The 18,063-nt window shown below is 71.6% G+C and carries 16 protein-coding genes; 7 read left to right on the plus strand and 9 right to left on the minus strand.

Going from position 1 to position 18,063, the window contains the following annotated elements; all coding sequences use genetic code 11:
* Positions 1-4 precede the first annotated feature (4 nt).
* Together GJ743_RS09895 and GJ743_RS09900 are read left to right on the plus strand one after the other, a co-directional pair.
* Entirely contained in the window at positions 5-1,528 is a 1,524-nt protein-coding gene (locus GJ743_RS09895; RefSeq protein ID WP_155052004.1) for a DNA-3-methyladenine glycosylase 2 family protein, read from the plus strand.
* A gap of 71 nt (positions 1,529-1,599) precedes the next feature.
* Positions 1,600-2,475 carry a fumarylacetoacetate hydrolase family protein gene (locus GJ743_RS09900; protein ID WP_328289031.1) on the plus strand — a complete coding sequence of 292 codons (876 nt, stop codon included), beginning with the start codon at positions 1,600-1,602 and terminating at the stop codon, positions 2,473-2,475.
* 105 nt (positions 2,476-2,580) lie between these two features.
* Here the strand turns inward: GJ743_RS09900 and GJ743_RS09905 are convergent, their stop codons facing one another.
* Together GJ743_RS09905 and GJ743_RS09910 are read right to left on the minus strand one after the other, a co-directional pair.
* Entirely contained in the window at positions 2,581-4,092 is a 1,512-nt protein-coding gene (locus GJ743_RS09905) for an aspartate ammonia-lyase (protein ID WP_155051775.1), read from the minus strand.
* A gap of 256 nt (positions 4,093-4,348) precedes the next feature.
* Positions 4,349-5,935: an amino acid permease gene (locus GJ743_RS09910; protein WP_155051776.1), complete on the minus strand. Its 1,587-nt coding sequence runs from the start codon at positions 5,933-5,935 to the stop codon at positions 4,349-4,351.
* Positions 5,936-6,135: 200 nt separating this feature from the next.
* Between GJ743_RS09910 and GJ743_RS19570 the strand changes: the two genes are divergently transcribed.
* The 5 genes from GJ743_RS19570 to GJ743_RS09935 are packed head-to-tail and all read left to right on the plus strand — an operon-like array spanning position 6,136 to position 11,275.
* Entirely contained in the window at positions 6,136-7,503 is a 1,368-nt protein-coding gene (locus GJ743_RS19570) for a glutamine synthetase family protein (RefSeq protein WP_230386701.1), read from the plus strand.
* Positions 7,484-8,266 (plus strand): gamma-glutamyl-gamma-aminobutyrate hydrolase family protein, encoded by a 783-nt coding sequence (locus tag GJ743_RS09920; RefSeq protein ID WP_328289032.1) that lies wholly within the window; start codon positions 7,484-7,486, stop codon positions 8,264-8,266. Before GJ743_RS19570 ends, GJ743_RS09920 begins: the two co-directional genes overlap by 20 nt.
* Positions 8,267-9,640 carry an aldehyde dehydrogenase family protein gene (locus GJ743_RS09925; protein ID WP_328289033.1) on the plus strand — a complete coding sequence of 458 codons (1,374 nt, stop codon included), beginning with the start codon at positions 8,267-8,269 and terminating at the stop codon, positions 9,638-9,640.
* 42 nt (positions 9,641-9,682) lie between these two features.
* On the plus strand, positions 9,683-10,474 hold the full coding sequence (locus GJ743_RS09930; protein ID WP_155051779.1) for a 3-oxoacyl-ACP reductase: 792 nt from the start codon (positions 9,683-9,685) through the stop codon (positions 10,472-10,474).
* A 9-nt stretch (positions 10,475-10,483) separates the two neighbouring features.
* Complete coding sequence (locus tag GJ743_RS09935; protein WP_155051780.1) at positions 10,484-11,275, plus strand: FadR/GntR family transcriptional regulator; 792 nt, start codon at positions 10,484-10,486, stop codon at positions 11,273-11,275.
* A gap of 29 nt (positions 11,276-11,304) precedes the next feature.
* Here the strand turns inward: GJ743_RS09935 and GJ743_RS09940 are convergent, their stop codons facing one another.
* From GJ743_RS09940 to GJ743_RS09970, 7 genes are all read right to left on the minus strand, one after another.
* The gene (locus GJ743_RS09940; protein ID WP_155051781.1) at positions 11,305-12,681 is read right to left on the minus strand and encodes an adenylate/guanylate cyclase domain-containing protein; all 1,377 of its coding nucleotides are present in this window, start codon (positions 12,679-12,681) and stop codon (positions 11,305-11,307) included.
* Between the two features lie 119 nt (positions 12,682-12,800).
* Positions 12,801-13,094: a hypothetical protein gene (locus tag GJ743_RS09945; RefSeq protein WP_155051782.1), complete on the minus strand. Its 294-nt coding sequence runs from the start codon at positions 13,092-13,094 to the stop codon at positions 12,801-12,803.
* Between the two features lie 135 nt (positions 13,095-13,229).
* Positions 13,230-14,708 carry an NCS2 family permease gene (locus GJ743_RS09950; protein WP_155051783.1) on the minus strand — a complete coding sequence of 493 codons (1,479 nt, stop codon included), beginning with the start codon at positions 14,706-14,708 and terminating at the stop codon, positions 13,230-13,232.
* Between the two features lie 107 nt (positions 14,709-14,815).
* Positions 14,816-15,151, minus strand: coding sequence for a peptidase (locus GJ743_RS09955; protein WP_328289034.1), 336 nt, complete (start codon positions 15,149-15,151; stop codon positions 14,816-14,818).
* Positions 15,148-16,326, minus strand: coding sequence for an inorganic phosphate transporter (locus GJ743_RS09960; RefSeq protein WP_328289035.1), 1,179 nt, complete (start codon positions 16,324-16,326; stop codon positions 15,148-15,150). The genes GJ743_RS09955 and GJ743_RS09960 overlap by 4 nt, the downstream gene beginning before the upstream one ends.
* Before the next feature lie 91 nt (positions 16,327-16,417).
* Positions 16,418-16,930 carry an 8-oxo-dGTP diphosphatase gene (locus tag GJ743_RS09965; protein ID WP_196216973.1) on the minus strand — a complete coding sequence of 171 codons (513 nt, stop codon included), beginning with the start codon at positions 16,928-16,930 and terminating at the stop codon, positions 16,418-16,420.
* A gap of 19 nt (positions 16,931-16,949) precedes the next feature.
* On the minus strand, positions 16,950-17,981 hold the full coding sequence (locus GJ743_RS09970; RefSeq protein WP_155051785.1) for a 6-phosphofructokinase: 1,032 nt from the start codon (positions 17,979-17,981) through the stop codon (positions 16,950-16,952).
* Positions 17,982-18,063: the final 82 nt, after the last annotated feature.

The following is an 18,063-nucleotide window of genomic DNA, read 5'->3' on the forward strand; positions in this document are numbered from 1 at the left end:
TGCGATGCTCGCGCGCGACGCCCGCTTCGACGGGCAGTTCATCACCGGCGTGCACTCGACGGGCATCTACTGCCGGCCGAGCTGCCCGGCCGCACCGCCGAAGCCCCGCAACGTGACCTTCTACCGCACCGCGGCGGCCGCGCACGAGGCCGGCCTCCGCGCCTGCAAGCGGTGCCTGCCCGACGCCGTGCCGGGCTCCCCCGAGTGGGACCTCGACGACGACCTCGCCGCCCGCGCGATGCGGCTCATCGCCGACGGCGTCGTCGAGCGCGAGGGCGTGCCGGGCCTGGCCGGCCGGCTCGGCTACACGCCCCGCCACCTCACCCGCGTGCTCACCGCCGAACTCGGCGCCGGTCCGCTCGCGCTCGCCCGCGCGCACCGCGCGCAGACTGCGCGAGCCCTGCTCACGTCGACCTCGATGCGGGTCTCCGACGTCGCGTTCGCGGCGGGCTTCGGCAGCATCCGCCAGTTCAACGACACCGTGCGCGCGGTGTACGAGCGCAGTCCGCTCGAGCTCCGCGCGACCGCGCGCGCGCGACGGGGCGGGCGGGTCGCGACCGCGGTCGCGCCGGCGACGCCCGCGCCGACCACCGCAACGGACGGCTCGGGGTCGCCGGAACCCGGCGACGCGGGCGTCGTCCGCCTCCGGCTTCCGGCCCGGCCGCCCTTCGACGCCGCGGGCGTGTTCGCGTGGCTCGCGACCCGCGCGCTCGACGGCGTCGAGAGCGCCGGCCCCGACCATTACGCGCGCACGCTCGCCCTGCCGTCGGGCCCGGCACTCGTCCGGCTCGCCGCGGTCGACGGCGCCCCCGCCCTCGACGTCGAGGCGCACCTGTCGAGCCTCGCCGACCTCGCGCCGCTCGTCGCCCGCGTGCGGCGCCTGTTCGACCTCGACGCCGACGCCGAGGCGATCGACGCCGCGCTCGCCGGCGACCCGGTCCTCGCGCCCGCGGTCGCCGCGGTTCCGGGCATCCGCATGCCCGGCTGCCTCGACCCGCACGAGCTCGTCGTGCGCGCGCTCGTCGGCCAGCAGGTCTCCGTCGCCGCCGCACGCACTGCGCTGACGCGGCTCTCCGCCGACCTCGGCGAACGCGTCGTCGTCGGAGAGGGCATCGGGCACGACGGCAGCGTGCGCACGCTCTTCCCCACCGCATCGGCGATCGCCGAGCACGGCGCCGACGTGCTGCGCGGCCCGTCCGCCCGCATCCGCACCATCGCCGACGTGTGCGGTCGGCTCGCGACCGGCGACCTCGTCGTCGCGCCCGAGCGCGAACGCGGCGAGCTGCGCGCCGAGCTCCTCGCCGTGCCGGGAATCGGCCCCTGGACGGCCGGGTACCTCGCCATGCGCGTGACGCGCGAGCCCGACGAGCTGCTCGTCTCCGACCTCGCCCTCCGCAACGGCGCCGCACGGCTCGGCCTGCCGCCCGACGCGAAGGCGCTCGCCGCGCGCGGCGCGGCCTGGGCGCCGTGGCGGAGCTACGCGTCGATGCACCTGTGGCGGGTCGCGGCATCCGCCTTGTCGACGTGACGGAGCATCGCACCCGGTTCGTTGTACGTTCTGCACAGGGCGGGTGCGAGGGCGGCCGATAGCCTAGACGGGTGAAGTTCGCGCACCTCCGAGTCGAAGGCCAGACGACCCCCCGACTCGCGGTGGTCCACGACGAGCAGGCGACCTTCCTCGACGAGGTGATGTCCGACGCCCCGCGCGACCTGCAGGAGCTCATCGAGCGCGGTCCCGACGCCCTCGCCGACGTGCGCGCGGTCGTGGCCGCGGCCCTCGCGTCCGGCGCTCCGGCGACGCCGGTCGCCGACCTCCGCCACGACCCGGCCGTGCTTCGGCCGGCGCAGGTGCTCGCGATCGGGGCGAACTACGCCGCGCACGCGTCCGAGCTGAAGCTCCGATCCGAGTCGGCGATGACGATCTTCTCGCTCTGGCCGAACTCGCTCGCCGCGCACGGCGGCACGACGACGTGGGCGGGCGACGTCGCGACCCAGGTCGACTACGAGGCCGAGCTCGGCGTCGTCATCGGCACGCCCGCACGCAACGTCTCGCCGCAGGACGCCCTCGACCACGTGTGGGGCTACACGGTCGTGAACGACATCACCGCCCGCGACATCCAGTTCAGCGAGGCGCAGTGGTCGCGCTGCAAGTCGTTCGACGGGTTCACGCCGACCGGGCCCGTCGTGGTCACCGCCGATGAGATCGCCGACCCGCAGGACCTCTGGCTCACCACCAACCTCGACGGCCACATCCTCCAGGACGCCTCGACGAACGAGATGGTCCGCAGCGTCGCCGAGATCATCTCCTATCTCTCGAAGACCGCGACCCTCCCGGCGGGCACGCTCATCTCCACGGGCAGCCCCGGCGGCGCAGGCTACTCGCGCAACCCACAGGTGTTCCTGCACGACGGCTCGACCGTGACCGTCACCATCGAGGGCATCGGCTCGCTCACCACGCACTGCCGCGTCATCTGACGAGGCGGGCCGGCCACCGCGCTCCGCGCACGGCCGGAGGCGACGACGGCGACGGATGCCGTGTGGCATCCGTCGCCGTCATGGTCGACGACGGGGGCGCCGGGCTCAGTCGCTCGGCTCGCCCTTCAGCTCGACGACGTTGATCGCCTGCGTGATCGGGTGCACGCCCGACAGTCGCGACGGCATGAGCTGCCGCGTCACGTCCTCGCGGGTCATCAGGCCGGCCTCGACGACGAGGTCGGCGACCGGCCGCCCGGTCGCGAGCGCGGCCTTCGCGAGCTTCGCCGCCTCGGCGTAGCCGATGAACGGGATGAGCGCCGTGATCACGCCGACGCTCGACGCGACCTGCGCCTCGAGGTGCTCGGTGTTCGGCGTGATGCCGTCGACGCAGTTCACGCGGAGGGTCCAGCAGGCCTGACGCATCCACGTGATCGACTGCAGGAGCGAGTGCGCGATGACCGGCTCGAACGCGTTGAGCTGCAACTGGCCGTTCTCCGCCGCCATCATGACCGTGACATCCGCCCCAGCGACCGCGTACGCGACCTGGCTGACCGCTTCGGGAATGACCGGGTTGACCTTGCCCGGCATGATGCTCGAGCCGGCCTGCTTGGGCGGGAGGTGGATCTCGCCGAGGCCCGCCTGCGGGCCCGACGAGAGCAGCCGGAGGTCGTTGCAGATCTTCGAGAGCTTGATCGCGCTCCGCTTCAGCGCGCTCGAGAAGGTCATGAAGACGCCCGTGTCGCTCGTCGCCTCGACGAGGTCGGGAGCGGTCTCGAGACGCTGGCCGGTGATCTCGCTGAGGTGGCGCACGACCGCGGCCGCGTACCCGGGGTCGGCCGTGATGCCCGTGCCGACGGCCGTGCCGCCGAGGTTCACCTCGGAGAGCAGCTTGATCGTCTCGCGGAGCCGGGCGATGTCCTCGCCGAGGGTCGTGGCGAACCCGTGGAACTCCTGGCCGAGCGTCATCGGCACCGCGTCCTGCAGCTGCGTGCGGCCGACCTTCAGCACCTCGTGGAACTCGCGGCCCTTGCGTCCGAACGAGATGCGGAGCAGGTCGAGCTCGGTGAGCATCGTCGTGAGCGACGCGGTCATCGCGAGCTTCAGGGCGGTCGGGTACGTGTCGTTGGTCGACTGGCTGCGGTTGACGTCGTCGATCGGGTGGATGAGGTCGTAGCGCGCCTTCGGGTAGCCCGCGATCTCGAGCGCGATGTTCGCGATGACCTCGTTCGCGTTCATGTTCGTCGAGGTGCCCGCGCCGCCCTGGATGACGCCGACCACGAACTGGTCGTGGAACTCGCCGTCGATGATCCGCTGGCACGCCTCGTCGATCCACGCCTGCTTGCGCGGATCGAGGGCTCCGAGCTCCTTGTTCGCCCGGCACGCCGCCTGCTTCACCTGCGCGAGCGCGACGACGAGCTCGGGGTAGACGGAGATGGGTCGCTTGGAGATCGGGAAGTTCTGGAGCGCACGCATGGTGTGCACGCCCCAGTAGGCATCTGCGGGGACCTCGACCGAGCCGAGCGAGTCGGTCTCGGTCCGTGTCTCCGACGTGTTCGTGGGGATCACCTCGTCCTCCGATCGGACGCTCTCGACGGTGTTGGGATGCGGTCGGGTCATCGACACTTCGGCTCCATCGCCTCGGGGACACGCGCGGGATCGCCGCGCTCGGTACGTCCCCGAGCCTACTCGCGGGTCCGCGGCGATTCGTGCTGCAGCGTGTACGTTCCATGCGCGTCCGCTGTACACGGCGTCCGATTCGTGCGTCCCGCGCACCGACCCGCGCAGCGCGGGCTCATCCGGGTCGAGGGAGCCGCCCCCGGACACGCCGAGGCGGCGGAACCTTCCGGCCCCGCCGCCCCGATCGTGACGAGCGCTACTCCTTCGCGTCCTCGACGGCCTCCGCACTCCGCGGGTCGTCGACACCGTCCGACGCGAGGATCTCCTCCTCGATCGCGCCGCCGTAGCCCTCGGCCTGCGGGTCGCCGTGGAGGCCGCCGGAGACCGCGTACTCCTCCTCGGGCGAGAGGACGAGGTGGTTGCGGCCGTACAGGCCGAAGCCGATGAGCATGACGGCGTACACCACGGCGATGGCGATGATCGCCGGCACGAAGGTCGGGTTGAGCAGGAACCCGAGGAAGATGAGCGCGGAGATCGCCGCCGCGGTGATCGCGCCGGGCACGCCCCAGGGGCTGCGGTACGGCCGCTTGGCGTTCGGGTACTTCCGGCGCAGGATCACGTACGAGACCATCTGCAGCAGGTACGCGAGCACGGCACCCCACACCGCGATGTTCAGCACGATCGCGCCGGCGACGGCACCGGCGCCCTCGGCGTCGACGCGGGCGAGCACGTCGAGCACCACGAGGGCGACGAACCCGATCACCGCGCCCGCCACGAGTGCGACCCAGGGCGTCTGCCGCTTGCCGGTGAGCGAGAGGAACTTCGGGTAGTACCCGGCGCGCGAGAGCGAGTACATGTTGCGCCCGTAGGCGAACATGATGCCCTGGAGCGACGCGAGCAGGCCGATCAGCGCGAACAGCGCCAGCACCGCGGCGACCTCGTCGCCCACGATCGCCCGGAAGCCGTCCAGGAGGGGTTCGCCTGCGACGCCGGTCGCCTCGGCCCCGATGACGCCCGTGTTGAGGAACAGCACGAGCAGCCCCGTGATGATGAGCGTCGCGCGCGCGATGATCCCGGCCCTGGGGATGTCGCGCACGGGATCGCGCGACTCCTCGGCGGCGAGCGGCAGCTCCTCGATGCCGAGGAAGAACCACATCGCGAACGGCAGGGCGAACAGGATCGGCAGGACGCCGTGCGGGAGGAATGCCGACTGGCCTGCGTCGGGCGCGATGTCGAACAGCTTGTCCCAGGAGAACTGGCCGGAGAAGAGGGCCATGGCGCTGAAGACGAGCAGGATCGCGATGGAGATGATGGAGACGACGATCGCGAACTTGAACGAGATGCTCGCGCCGGCGGCGTTGATCCCGATGAAGATGAGGTAGAGCACGACCCACCACACCCAGCCGGGCAGGGAGAAGCCGAGCAGCTCGCTCGTGATCGCGTCCGCGTAGGAGGCCGAGAAGAAGACGATCACCGCGGTGGTCGCGACGTACTCGATGGTCTCCGCGAGTCCCGTGACGAAACCGCCCCACGGGCCCATCGCGGCGCGCGAGAACGAGTACGCCCCGCCCGTGTGCGGCATGGCGGACGCCATCTCGCCGATCGAGAAGATCAGGCCGTAGTACATGACGACGAGGATCGCGAACGCGATGAGCATGCCGCCGAAGCCGGCGAAGTCGATGCCGAAGTTCCATCCGGAGAAGTCGCCGGAGATGACGGCGGCGACGGCGAGGCCCCAGAGGCCCCACACGCCCGCGGTGCGGGTGAGCTTGCGTTTCTCGAAGTATCCCTGGTCGGCGGTCGTGTACGTCACGCCCGAGACCTTCAGGGTGTCTTTCGTCATGGCGCTCCTGTTCCTCATCGCGCGGGCCTCTGGGGGCGGGCGCGGGCTGCGATGGTGTGCGCCACATGATAGGGGCGGCAATGGTTGCTCGTACAGACCTTTTTCGTGCAGATTCGCCGATGGCATCTCTGGCTCATGCGATCAGCCCGTGGTGTAATGGTCGCCGAACCCGACCATTTCCACGCGAGGAGGCGCTCGACATGTCGGCACCCACCGGATTCCTGACGCTCGACGACCTGCGCGCGGCGGTCGCGGACGGCCACGTCGACACGGTGATCGTCGCCTTCACCGACATGCAGGGACGCCTCGTCGGCAAGCGCGCGTCGGCCCGCCTGTTCCTCGAGGAGATCGCGCACCACGGCGCCGAGGCGTGCAACTACCTCCTCGCGGTCGACGTCGAGATGAACACCGTCGACGGGTACGAGATGTCCAGCTGGGAACGCGGGTACGGCGACATGGCACTCGTCCCCGACCTCGCCACGTTGCGCATGGCGCCATGGCTCGAGTCGACCGCGCTCGTCACGGCCGACCTGCAGTGGCTCGACGGGCGACCCGTCGAGGCATCGCCCCGTCGCATCCTGCAGCGCCAGCTCGAGCGGCTCGCCGAGCGCGGACTCACCGCGCACGTCGGCACCGAACTCGAGTTCATCGTCTTCGACGACGGGTACCGGGACGCCTGGCGCAAGGGCTACCGCGACCTCACGCCCGCGAGCGACTACAACATCGACTACGCGCTGCTCGCGTCCACCCGGATGGAACCGCTGCTCCGCGACATCCGCAACGCCATGGACGGCGCCGGCATGTACTGCGAGGGCGTCAAGGGCGAGTGCAACCTCGGCCAGCAGGAGATCGCGTTCCGGTACACCGACGCGCTCGGCACCTGCGACAACCACTCGATCTACAAGAACGGCGCGAAGGAGATCGCCGATCGCCACGGCAAGTCGCTGACGTTCATGGCGAAGTTCAACGAGCGCGAGGGCAACAGCTGCCACATCCACATCTCGCTGCGCGGCGAGGGCGGCAGCGCGGTGCTCAGCGACGAGTCGCAGCCGCACGGCATGTCGACGCTGTTCCGCCACTTCCTCGGCGGCCAGATCGCCGCGATGCGCGAGCTCACGCTCTTCTCCGCGCCGAACGTCAACTCCTACAAGCGCTACGTCGCGGGCAGCTTCGCTCCCACCGCGATCGCGTGGGGGCTCGACAACCGCACCTGCGCCCTCCGGGTCGTCGGCCACGGCCTCGGCATGCGCGTGGAGAACCGGGTGCCCGGCGGCGACGTCAACCAGTACCTCGCCGTGGCCGCGCTCATCGCCGCCGGGCTCTACGGCATCGACCACGAGCTCGAGCCGGGCGACGTCTTCGTCGGCAACGCCTACGAGAGCGACGTCGAGCGCGTGCCGACCTCGCTGCGCGAATCGTCCGAGCTGTTCGCGGCATCGGATGTCGCGCGCGCCGCGTTCGGCGACGAGGTCGTCGAGCACTACCTCAACAACGCGCGCGTCGAACTCGCCGCGTACGAGGCGGCCGTCACCGACTGGGAGCGGATCCGTGGCTTCGAGCGCTTCTGACGGCGACGCGGCACCCGCACCCGCGCCGCTCATCGGCGTGACGACCTACCTGGAGCGTTCGCAGACCGGCGTATGGGACCTGCCCGCGTCCTTCCTGCCCAAGGTCTACCTCGACGCGGTGACGGACGCGGGCGGGGTCGCCGTGCTGCTGCCGCCCCAGCCCGTCACCCCGGCGATCGCCCGACGCGTGGTCGACACCCTCGACGGGCTCATCGTCGCGGGCGGCGCCGACGTCGATCCGCGCCGCTACGGGCAGGAGCCCCACGAACGCACGGGGGCTCCGCGCACCGACCGCGACACGTGGGAGGACGCGCTGCTCACCGCGGCGATCGAACGCGACGTGCCGTTCCTCGGCATCTGCCGGGGCGCGCAGGTGCTGAACGTCGCCCTGGGCGGAACGCTCGTGCAGCACCTTCCCGATGTCGTCGGCCACGAGGGCTACCAGCCGGCGCCCGCGGTCTTCGGCGAGACCGACGTCGCGGTCGAGCGCGGGAGCCTGCTCGACGCGGTGCTCGGCGATGCCGACGAACCGCGCGGCACGTTGCCCGTGCACGTCTACCACCACCAGGCCATCGACCGGGTCGCCGACGGCCTCACGGTGACCGCACGCACCTCCGAGGGCGTCATCGAGGCCGTCGAACTCGACGACGCGACCTTCGGCCTGGCCGTGCAGTGGCACCCGGAGGAGAACGCCGCGGACCGTCGCCTGTTCGCCGGCCTCGTCGCGGCGGCCCGCACCCAGCACAGCAGGAGGAATCCGTAAGTGAGCACCCACACCATCGTCAACCCGGCCGACGAGACCGTCGTCACGACGGTCGCCTCGGCCGGCATCGAGGAGACGGATGCCGCGATCGCACGCGCCGCGACCGCGCAGCGCGATTGGGCTCGCCTGGCGCCCGCCGACCGCGCGCGCCTGCTGCGCCGATTCGCCGACGCGGTCGACGGCGCGGTGGAGGAGCTCGCGTCGATCGAGGTCGCCAACTCGGGCCATCCGATCGGCCAGGCGCGGTGGGAGGCCGGGCACGTCCGCGACGTCCTCGAGTACTCCGCCGCCGCGCCCGAGCGGCTCTCCGGCCGCCAGATCCCCGTCGCGGGCGGGCTCGACGTGACCTTCCACGAGCCGCTGGGCGTCGTCGGCGTCATCACGCCGTGGAACTTCCCCATGACGATCGCCTCCTGGGGCTTCGCCCCCGCGCTCGCCGCCGGCAACGCCGTCGTGCTGAAGCCGGCCGAGTGGACCCCGCTCACGAGCCTGCGCCTCGCCGAGCTCGGCCTCGAGGCCGGGCTGCCCGACGGGCTCTTCCAGGTGATCCCCGGCAAGGGGTCGGTCGTCGGCGAGCGCTTCGTGACGAACGAGACGGTCCGCAAGGTCGTCTTCACCGGCTCGACCGAGGTCGGCAAGCACATCATGGCCGGCTGCGCCGCACAGGTGAAGCGCGTGACGCTCGAACTCGGCGGGAAGAGCGCGAACATCGTCTTCGCCGACGCCGACCTCGAGCTGGCTGCGGCGACCGCGCCGTACGGCGTCTTCGAGAACGCCGGGCAGGACTGCTGCGCGCGCAGCCGCATCCTCGTCGAGCGCAGCGCCTACGACCGGTTCATGGAACTGCTCGAGCCCGCCGTGCAGGGCGTCGCGGTCGGCGATCCCGCCGACGAGGGGACCGAGATGGGACCGCTCGTCGCGCGCACCCACCTCGAGCGGGTGGCGTCGTTCGTGCCGGATGACGCGGACGTCGCCTTCCGCGGCACGGCACCGACCGGCCCCGGCCACTGGTTCCCGCCGACCGTGCTGACGCCCTCCCGCGACGCGCGCGTCGCCCGGGAGGAGGTCTTCGGGCCTGTCGTCTCGGTGTTCCCGTTCGACGACGAGGCCGACGCCGTCCGGTTCGCCAACGCCACCGAGTACGGCCTGTCGGGCTCGATCTGGACAGGGGACCTCAGCCGCGGCATCCGCGTCGCCCGGGCCGTCGAGTCGGGCAACCTCTCGGTCAACTCGCACTCGTCCGTGCGGTACTCGACCCCGTTCGGCGGGTTCAAGCAGTCGGGTCTCGGGCGCGAGCTCGGACCCGACGCGCCGCTCGCGTTCACCGAGACCAAGAACGTCTTCTTCGCCGTCGACCAGCCGGTGGTCGAGTAGCGGCGACGCCGCGTACGAGGCCCCGCACACCAAAGGAGCACCATGGCAGACCTCACCCAGATCGACCTCACCCAGCGCCTCGCCGGACGCGTCGCCGTCATCACCGGCGGAGCCTCCGGAATCGGTCTCGCGACCGCGAAGCGCCTCGCCGCCGAGGGCGCGAAGGTCGTGATCGGCGACCTCGACCGGGCGTCGGGCGAGGCCGCGGCATCCGCCGTCGACGGACTGTTCGTGCCGGTCGACGTCACCGACCAGGAGCAGGTCGACCACCTCTTCGACGAGGCCGCGCGCGTCTACGGCTCGGTCGACATCGCCTTCAACAACGCCGGGATCTCACCGCCCGACGACGACTCGATCGAGACGACCGAGCTGCCCGCCTGGCAGAAGGTGCAGGACGTCAACCTGAAGTCCGTCTACCTCTGCTCGCGCGCCGCACTGCGCCACATGGTCGCGCAGGGCCGCGGGTCGATCATCAACACGGCGTCGTTCGTCGCCGTGCTGGGTTCGGCGACCTCGCAGATCTCGTACACGGCCTCGAAGGGCGGCGTGCTCGCGATGAGCCGCGAGCTCGGCGTCCAGTTCGCGCGGCAGGGCATCCGGGTCAACGCGCTCTGCCCGGGGCCGGTGAACACGCCGCTGCTGCAGGAGCTGTTCGCCAAGGACCCGGAGCGCGCCCAGCGCCGCCTCGTGCACGTGCCCGTGGGCCGGTTCGCCGAGCCGCAGGAGCTCGCTGCCGCCGTCGCGTTCCTCGCGAGCGACGACGCGTCGTTCATCACGGGCTCGACCTTCCTCGTCGACGGCGGGATCAGCTCCGCCTACGTGACGCCGCTCTAGGCTCGGAGCATGGGCGGGGACGACGACGACGACGGCGCGCGGCGGGTGAACGCGGACGGCGCGGCCGAGCCCGCGGAGGTGCTCGACGCCGGACTCCTGCTCACCCCGGCCCGGCCCGCGAACGCGTTCGAGGAGACCGTGCAGCGGCTGCTGCAGTCGATCCGACTCGGGCTCATCGCCCCGGGCGAGCGCCTGCCCGCCGAGCGCGAGCTCGCCGGCATGCTCGAGGTGAGCCGCGACACGCTGCGCGAGGCGATCGGCTCGCTCGCCGAGGCCGGCTGGGTGGTCTCGCGGAGAGGCCGCTACGGCGGCACGTTCGTGGCCGACCCGCCGCCGGAGCGCACGTCGCCGCACTCGCCCGCGCCCCCGGCGGATCCCGCGGCGCTCGCCGCCGACCTCGAGGACACGCTCGCGCTGCGCGCGGTCGTCGAGGTCGGTTCCGCGCGTCGCGCCGCCGAACGTCCGCTCCCGGCATCCGACCGGGAACGCCTGTGGCAGGCCTACCGGGACTGCCACGACGCCGACCCCGCCCAGTACCGCGTGGCGGACTCGCGGTTCCACCTGCTCGTGGCCGAACTCGTCGGCGTGCCGAGCGTCGTGCGCCTCATGGCCGACGCGCGCATGCGGATCAACGCCTACCTCGACGGCATCCCGCTGCTCGCGCCGAACATCTCGCACTCGGACGACCAGCACCGAGCGATCGCCGAGGCGATCCTCCGGGGTTCCGCCGACGATGCCGCACGGGCGATGGGCGAGCACCTCGAGGGCACCGAAGCGCTGCTGCGGGGGTTCTACGGCTGAGGCGGGACCGCGCTCGAACGGAGTCGGAGTCAGACGCCGGTGACCTCGAACAGGCGCCACTCCCCCGGCACGCCCTTCAGGACGTGCGTGCCGCGCTCCTCGAACCCGATGCCCGACCCGACCACGAGATCCTTCACGGTGCTCGAGGCGAAGGCCGTCCCCGCCGACGCCTGCGACATGACGCGGGAGGCCAGGTGCACCGCGATCCCGGCGACGTCGTCGCCCTGGAACTCGACCTCGCCGCTGTGCAGCCCGGCCCTGACCTCGAGGCCGAGCGAACGCACCGCCGAGGCGACCTCCCACGCACACCTGACGGCGCGCGCCGGCCCGTCGAACAGGGCGAGGAACCCGTCGCCGGTCGAGGAGACGTGGGTGCCGCGATACCGCTCGATCCTCGAGCGCACCAGCTCGTCGTGCGCGAGCTTGAGGTCGAGCCATCGCTGGTCGCCGAGCCGCGCGGCGAGGTCGGTCGATCCGACGATGTCGGTGAAGAGCACCGTCGCGAGCACGCGGTCGTCGACCGGTGCCGGTCGGTCGCCGGTGACGAATTCCTCGACCTCGTCGAGGAGCAGGTCCGACTCGACGAAGGGCGGGTACCAGGCCGTGCCCGGCAGCTCGACGAGCCGCGCGCCCGGGATGTGCTCGGCGAGGTAGCGCCCCATCGGGAGCCGGTAGTGCGGGTTCCGCCTCTTGTGCAGGACGAGCGTCGGGACCTGGATGCTCGGCAGCACCGATCGCACGTCGAGCTGGAGCACCCATTCGTAGATCCGGGTCGCCGCGGCCGGGGATGCCGACAGGCGCATGTAGCGGCCGACCCATCGTTGCAGCTGGGGGTCGTCGGCGACGTCGGGTGCGGTGAGCTGCAGGACGGCCCCCGTGCCCCAGTTGCGGCGCCACTCCCCGAGCAGCAGTTCCGCCGTCGGCTCGGGGATGCCGATCGGGTAGTCGGGCGCGCGGAGCAGGCGCGCGAAGGAGTTGACGAGCACGAGCGCGTCGGTGCGCTGCGGATGGCTCGCCGCGAGCACCATCGCCATGGGCCCGCCCTCCGCATCGCCGAGGAGCGTCGCGGACCTCGATCCGGCGGCGTCGAGTACGGCGCGCGCGTCGTCGATCCAGTGCTCGAGCGTCGGCAGCGCACCCATCGCGACGGGATCCGACAGGCCGGCGCCGCGCTTGTCGAAGCAGATGACGCGTGCGAACCGTGCCAGCCGCTCGAGGTAGCGCGCCATCGACGGGTGCTCCCACATCACCTCGATGTTGCTCGCCCAGTTGCCGATGAACACGAGGTCGCGTGGTCCGCGGCCGAACACCTGGTAGGCGACGGAGCCCTCCTCGCTCTCGGCGTAGCGGGGCTCGGGCGCCCCCGATCCCCACGTCGAGATCCCCTGCCCGTGCTCCGCGTCCATCCGCTCCCCCGCGCTGTCCTCTCACGCGTCAGGGTAGACCCGGCGACGGAGCGGACGCAGGCCCGAACGCGGGCGAGGCCCCCGACCGGCGGGTCGGGGGCCTCGTGGGGCTCGGGCGATCAGACGAACGCGAGCGGTGCGAACGGCAGCAGGAGCAGGCCGAAGGCGAGGAACGCGAGGGTCGCGATGACGACGCCGGCGAGCATCACGCCGTTCAGCACGATGCCCCAGATCGCCATGGTGCGCGCCGAGGGCTCGCGGCGCAGCGCCAGGATGCCGAGCACGAGGCCGGCGACCGGCACCACGAAGGTGAAGCCGGCGACGAGCGAGACGATGCCGAGCACGAGGCTCGACACGGCGAACCCGCGCGTCTCGACGTCGGTCGCCGTCGGTGCGGGGCTGATGGTGGTCATTGGTGGATCTCCTTGTCCATCGGGGTGTTCCGAGGCTACGGATGCCGCGAGGACGACGACATGGGGCGAACCCCCCGATCGGCGGGGCGGCTGCCGCCCGTACGGACCGGCCGGACCGGGAGCCGTGCGCCCCGATCAGCCGGCGAGCAGCGCCTCCACCGGCCCGCGCGCGAAGTAGATCACGAACCCGGCGGCGACGACCCAGAGCAGCGGGCTGATCTCCTTCGCCTTCCCCGAGAGCGAGCGGACGATCACCCAGCTGATGAAGCCCGCGCCGATGCCGTTCGCGATCGAGTACGTGAGCGGCATGACGGTGACCGTCAGGAACACCGGCAGCAGCACGCTGAAGTCGCCGAAGTCGATCTCCCGGATCTGCGACATCATCAGCGCGCCCACGATGACGAGGGCCGCGGCGGCGACCTCGGAGGGCACGACGGAGGTCAGCGGCGTGAGGAACATCGCCAGGAGGAACAGCGCGCCCGTCACGAGGTTCGCGAGGCCCGTGCGCGCACCCTCGCCGATGCCCGAGCCGGACTCGATGAACACCGTGTTCGACGAGCTCGACGTGAACCCGCCCGCGACGGCGCCGACGCCCTCGACGACGAGCGCCGAGCGCAGGCGCGGGAACTCGCCCTTCGCATCGGCGACGCCGGCCTCCTTCGACAGGCCCGTCATGGTGCCGAGCGCGTCGAAGAAGTTCGTGAACACGAGCGTGAAGACGAGCATGAGCGCGGCGAGCACGCCGATGCGCTCGAAGCTGCCGAAGCTCACCTGGCCGACGAGCGACAGGTCGGGCAGGCTCACCCACTGCGCGGGCAGCTCGGGCACCGAAAGGCCCCAGCCCTGCGGGTTCACGGATCCGTCCGCGCCGAACTTCGGGCCGAGGTCGAGGATCGCCTCGAGCACGATCGCGAGCACGGTGCCCGAGAGCAGTCCGATGAGGATGCCGCCCTTCACCCTGCGAGCCACGAGCACACCGGTCAGGAGCAGCGTGACCACGAACACGACGGTCGGGATCGTGCCGACCGACCCGTCGACGCCGAGGCCGACGGGCGGCGAGGACGCGCCGGTCGCCGTCACGAACCCGGCGTCGACGAACCCGATGAACGCGATGAAGAGGCCGATGCCGACCGTGATCGCGAGCTTCAACGGCATGGGCACGGCCTCGAAGATGAGCCGGCGCAGGCCCGTGGCCGCGAGGAGCACGATGATGAGGCCGTTGACGAGCACGAGACCCATCGCCTCGGCCCAGGTGACCTGGCCGACGACCGAGACGGCGAGGAACGAGTTGATGCCGAGGCCGGCGGCGAACGCGAACGGCAGGCGCGCCACGACGCCGAACAGGATCGTCATCACGCCGGCCGTGAGGGCGGTCACGGCCGCGACCTGCGCGAAGCCCAGGTTCTCGCCCGCGACATCCGTGCCGCCCGACAGGATGATCGGGTTCAGGATGACGATGTAGGCCATCGTCACGAACGTCACGACGCCGCCGCGGATCTCGGCGGGGATCGTCGAGCCGCGTCGCGTGATCTCGAAGAAGCGGTCGAGGGCGCCCGTCGGGCGCGGCTCGGCCAGGTCGGGGCGCGGTTCGGTGTCGGGTCGGGGGGTGGTCATGGGCGTCCTGGTCGTCTCGTCGGGTGCGCGGGCGCGCACGATCGGTCGGGCTCCGCTCGTGTCGAGCGGAGGACGGGACGACGGTGGCCCGACGATGCGAGGGCGGCTCAGCCGCCGTGGAGTGCGGGAACGATGAGGTAGATGCCGTAGAGCACCGCGAGGCCGCTCAGGGCGAAGCAGGCCCACGCGCCGACGACCGCCGCACGCTTCTGACCATCGGTGAGCGGGCTCTTGCGGGCGGCCTTCGCCGCGCGCTTCGCGGCGCGCGCGGCCTCCTCGGGCGAGATGACGGTGATGGCGTCGGTGAACTCCGCCGGGGCCACCACGGGCGTCCGGCCGCCGATCGTGAGCAGGCGGATGCCGAGGGCGTACGCGCTCACGACGACGCTCGCCCCGACGAGCGAGGCGACGAGCACGATCACGAACGAGATCCAGTCGATCACGAGGTCACCTTCCGCTTCGGCTCGGGAGTGCGCTTGATCTTCACGGCACGACCCGAATCGGCCACCTCGCTGAGGACGTTCCGGTGGGAGACCTCGTCGCGTCGCGACCAGAGGAAGATGCCGCCGATGATCACCGCGGCCGCGACGGCGTCGATGAGGACCCCGACGACGCCCATCGACGCGACCACCGCCGCGAGCGCACCGACGCCCCCGGCGGCGGGCAGCGTGAGGATCCAGCCGACGCCGATCCGCCCCGCCGTGCGCCATCGCACCGTCGAGCCGCGGCGCCCGAGGCCCGAGCCGATCACCGATCCGGAGGCGACCTGCGTGGTCGACAGGGCGAAGCCGAGGTGGCTCGACGCGAGGATCGTCGCCGCCGTCGCGGTCTCGGAGGCGAACCCCTGCGCGGGCTTGACGTCGGTGAGGCCCGTGCCGAGCGTCTTGATGATGCGCCATCCGCCCATGTACGTGCCGAGCGCGATCGCGACGGCGCAGGTGACGACGACCCAGAACTCCGGCCCCGACCCGACCGGCTGCGCGCCGACGGAGATGAGCGTGAGCGTGATGACGCCCATCGTCTTCTGCGCGTCGTTCGTGCCGTGCGCGAGCGCGACCAGTGAGCTGGAGAAGATCTGCGCGTGCCTGAACCCGTCGCGCCCGTCGGGCTTGCCGTCGTAGCGCCTCGTGATCGCGTAGGCGAGCTTGGTCGCCGCGAAGGCCACGAGACCGGCCGTGAGCGGTGCGAGCAGAGCGGGCAGGATGATCTTCGACATCACGACGCCGCCGTCGATCGCCTGGATGCCGAAGCCGACGAGGGCGGCGCCGATGAGCCCGCCGAAGAGGGCGTGGCTCGAGGAGGACGGCAGGCCGAGCAGCCACGTCACCATGTTCCAGGTGATGGCGCCGATGAGGCCGGCGAAGATGAGCTCGGGCGTGATGAACACGCCGTCCTCGCCCTCGCGGATGAGCCCGCCCGAGATGGTCTTCGCGACCTCGGTGGAGAGGAAGGCGCCGACCAGGTTGAGGACGGCTGCGAGTGCCACCGCGATCTTGGGCCGGAGGGCACCCGTCGCGATCGGCGTCGCCATCGCGTTGGCCGTGTCGTGGAAGCCGTTCGTGAAGTCGAAGAAGAGCGCCAGCGCGATGACCAGCACGACGATGAGGGTGAGATCCACCGGCGTCTTTCTGTCGTCGGCGGACCGGGGTTCGCCGGATGTTCACGGAAGGTGGGTTGCGGAATTCGGCGAGCGCCGAGCCCCGTCGATCCTACGCGACGTGATCGGGCTCATCCACCACGGTCGCGAGGTCCTCGCCGAACACGTAGGTCCGGCCCACCGTTCCGCCCGCGAGCACGTCGGGCAGCCACCTGCGCGCGTCGTCCCACATCTCGGCGAGCGGCACCTCGTCGAGGGCGAACCACTCGGGGTCGAGCTCGTCGGAGGGTGCCGGCTCGCCGGTGAACACCCGCGCCACGAACACGTTCGAGACCTGGCTCCACGCCTCGCGGTGCGGGAAGAGGTAGGTCAGGCGCCCGCGGGATTCGAGGTCGACGGCCGCGACGACCAGCCCCGACTCCTCCTCGACCTCGCGCACCGCGGCGTCGACGGCCGACTCCCCCGGCTCGAGCTTTCCGCCGAGGCCGACGTAGTTGCCGGCTCCGAGGCCGTGCTTCTTCCGGCCGAGCAGCACCTCGGTGCGTCCTCCGACCTCGCGGAGGACGTAGCAGACGCAGACCTCCGGAAGCGGCATCCGCTCGGCCGACGTGCGCTCAGCCGTCATCCGCTCAGCCGACATGCGCTCAGCCGAAGAGGATCCGCGCCTCGTCGTAGCGCGACTGCGGGACGACGTTCAGCCCGCCCGTGGCATCCGCGATCGAGACTCGGGCGATGTCGGTGCCACGGAGGGTGACCATGCTGCCCCAGGCGCGATCGACCGCGGCGTCGACCGCGGCCATGCCGAGTCGCGTCGCGAGCACGCGGTCGTACGCCGACGGGGCGCCGCCGCGCTGGATGTGGCCGAGCACGGTGTGCCGCGACTCGATGCCCGTGCGCTCCTCGATCATGGGCGCGAGCTTCTCGGCGATGCCGCCGAGACGCGGCCGGTTGAACGCGTCGAGGCCGAGGTGCGAGTGCGCCTCCTCCATGGTGTCGAGCTTGAAGCCCTCGGCCACCACGATGAGGGGCGCGCGGCCGCGGTCGCGGACCGACTCGACGTAGTGGCAGATCTCGTCGATGCCCATGGGCTGCTCAGGGATCAGGATCGCGTGCGCGCCGCCGGCCATGCCGGAGTGCAGGGCGATCCAGCCGACGTGGCGGCCCATGACCTCGAGCACGATCGCGCGGTTGTGCGACTCGGCGGTGGTGCGCAGCCGATCGATCGCCTCGGTCGCGATCTCGACGGCCGTGTCGAACCCGAACGAGTAGTCGGTCGCGGCGAGGTCGTTGTCGATGGTCTTCGGGACGCCGATGACGGGGATGCCGCCCTCGTCCCAGAGCCGGCGGGCCGCGGTGAGCGTGCCCTCGCCGCCGATCGCGATGATCGCGTCGATGCCCTCCTCGTCGAGCATGCGGCGGATGTTCTCGGGGCCGCCCCGCTCGCCCTCGAAGGGGTTCGTGCGGCTCGAGCCGAGGATGGTGCCGCCCTGCTTCGAGAGTCCGCGGACGTCGTGGCGCGTGATGGGCATGATGTCGCGCTCGACCACGCCGCGCCAGCCCCAGCGGAACCCGACGAACTCCGCCTCGTGCGAGATGACGCCCTTCAGCACCGAGCCGCGGATGACCGCGTTCAGCCCGGGGCAGTCGCCGCCGCTCGTCAGAATGCCGATCTTCATGCCTGAGTGACTCCTCGTGGGAAGGGACGTTCGCGGGGGTGCCGCATCGTCGAGGCGCGAACGTCACGGAGTCTAGCGGGGC

The organism is Agromyces bracchium (genome assembly GCF_009709675.1).
Lineage (GTDB): Bacteria > Actinomycetota > Actinomycetes > Actinomycetales > Microbacteriaceae > Agromyces > Agromyces bracchium.

Coding starts and splice junctions, on each gene's coding strand:
- GJ743_RS09930 (WP_155051779.1), top strand. CDS start 9,683: ATGGCAGACCTCACCCAGATCGACCTCACCCAGCGCCTCGCCGGACGC.
- GJ743_RS09945 (WP_155051782.1), bottom strand. CDS start 13,094: ATGACCACCATCAGCCCCGCACCGACGGCGACCGACGTCGAGACGCGC.
- GJ743_RS09940 (WP_155051781.1), bottom strand. CDS start 12,681: ATGGACGCGGAGCACGGGCAGGGGATCTCGACGTGGGGATCGGGGGCG.
- GJ743_RS09895 (WP_155052004.1), top strand. CDS start 5: ATGCTCGCGCGCGACGCCCGCTTCGACGGGCAGTTCATCACCGGCGTG.
- GJ743_RS19570 (WP_230386701.1), top strand. CDS start 6,136: ATGTCGGCACCCACCGGATTCCTGACGCTCGACGACCTGCGCGCGGCG.
- GJ743_RS09935 (WP_155051780.1), top strand. CDS start 10,484: ATGGGCGGGGACGACGACGACGACGGCGCGCGGCGGGTGAACGCGGAC.
- GJ743_RS09950 (WP_155051783.1), bottom strand. CDS start 14,708: ATGACCACCCCCCGACCCGACACCGAACCGCGCCCCGACCTGGCCGAG.
- GJ743_RS09905 (WP_155051775.1), bottom strand. CDS start 4,092: ATGACCCGACCGCATCCCAACACCGTCGAGAGCGTCCGATCGGAGGAC.
- GJ743_RS09910 (WP_155051776.1), bottom strand. CDS start 5,935: ATGACGAAAGACACCCTGAAGGTCTCGGGCGTGACGTACACGACCGCC.
- GJ743_RS09965 (WP_196216973.1), bottom strand. CDS start 16,930: ATGACGGCTGAGCGCACGTCGGCCGAGCGGATGCCGCTTCCGGAGGTC.
- GJ743_RS09970 (WP_155051785.1), bottom strand. CDS start 17,981: ATGAAGATCGGCATTCTGACGAGCGGCGGCGACTGCCCCGGGCTGAAC.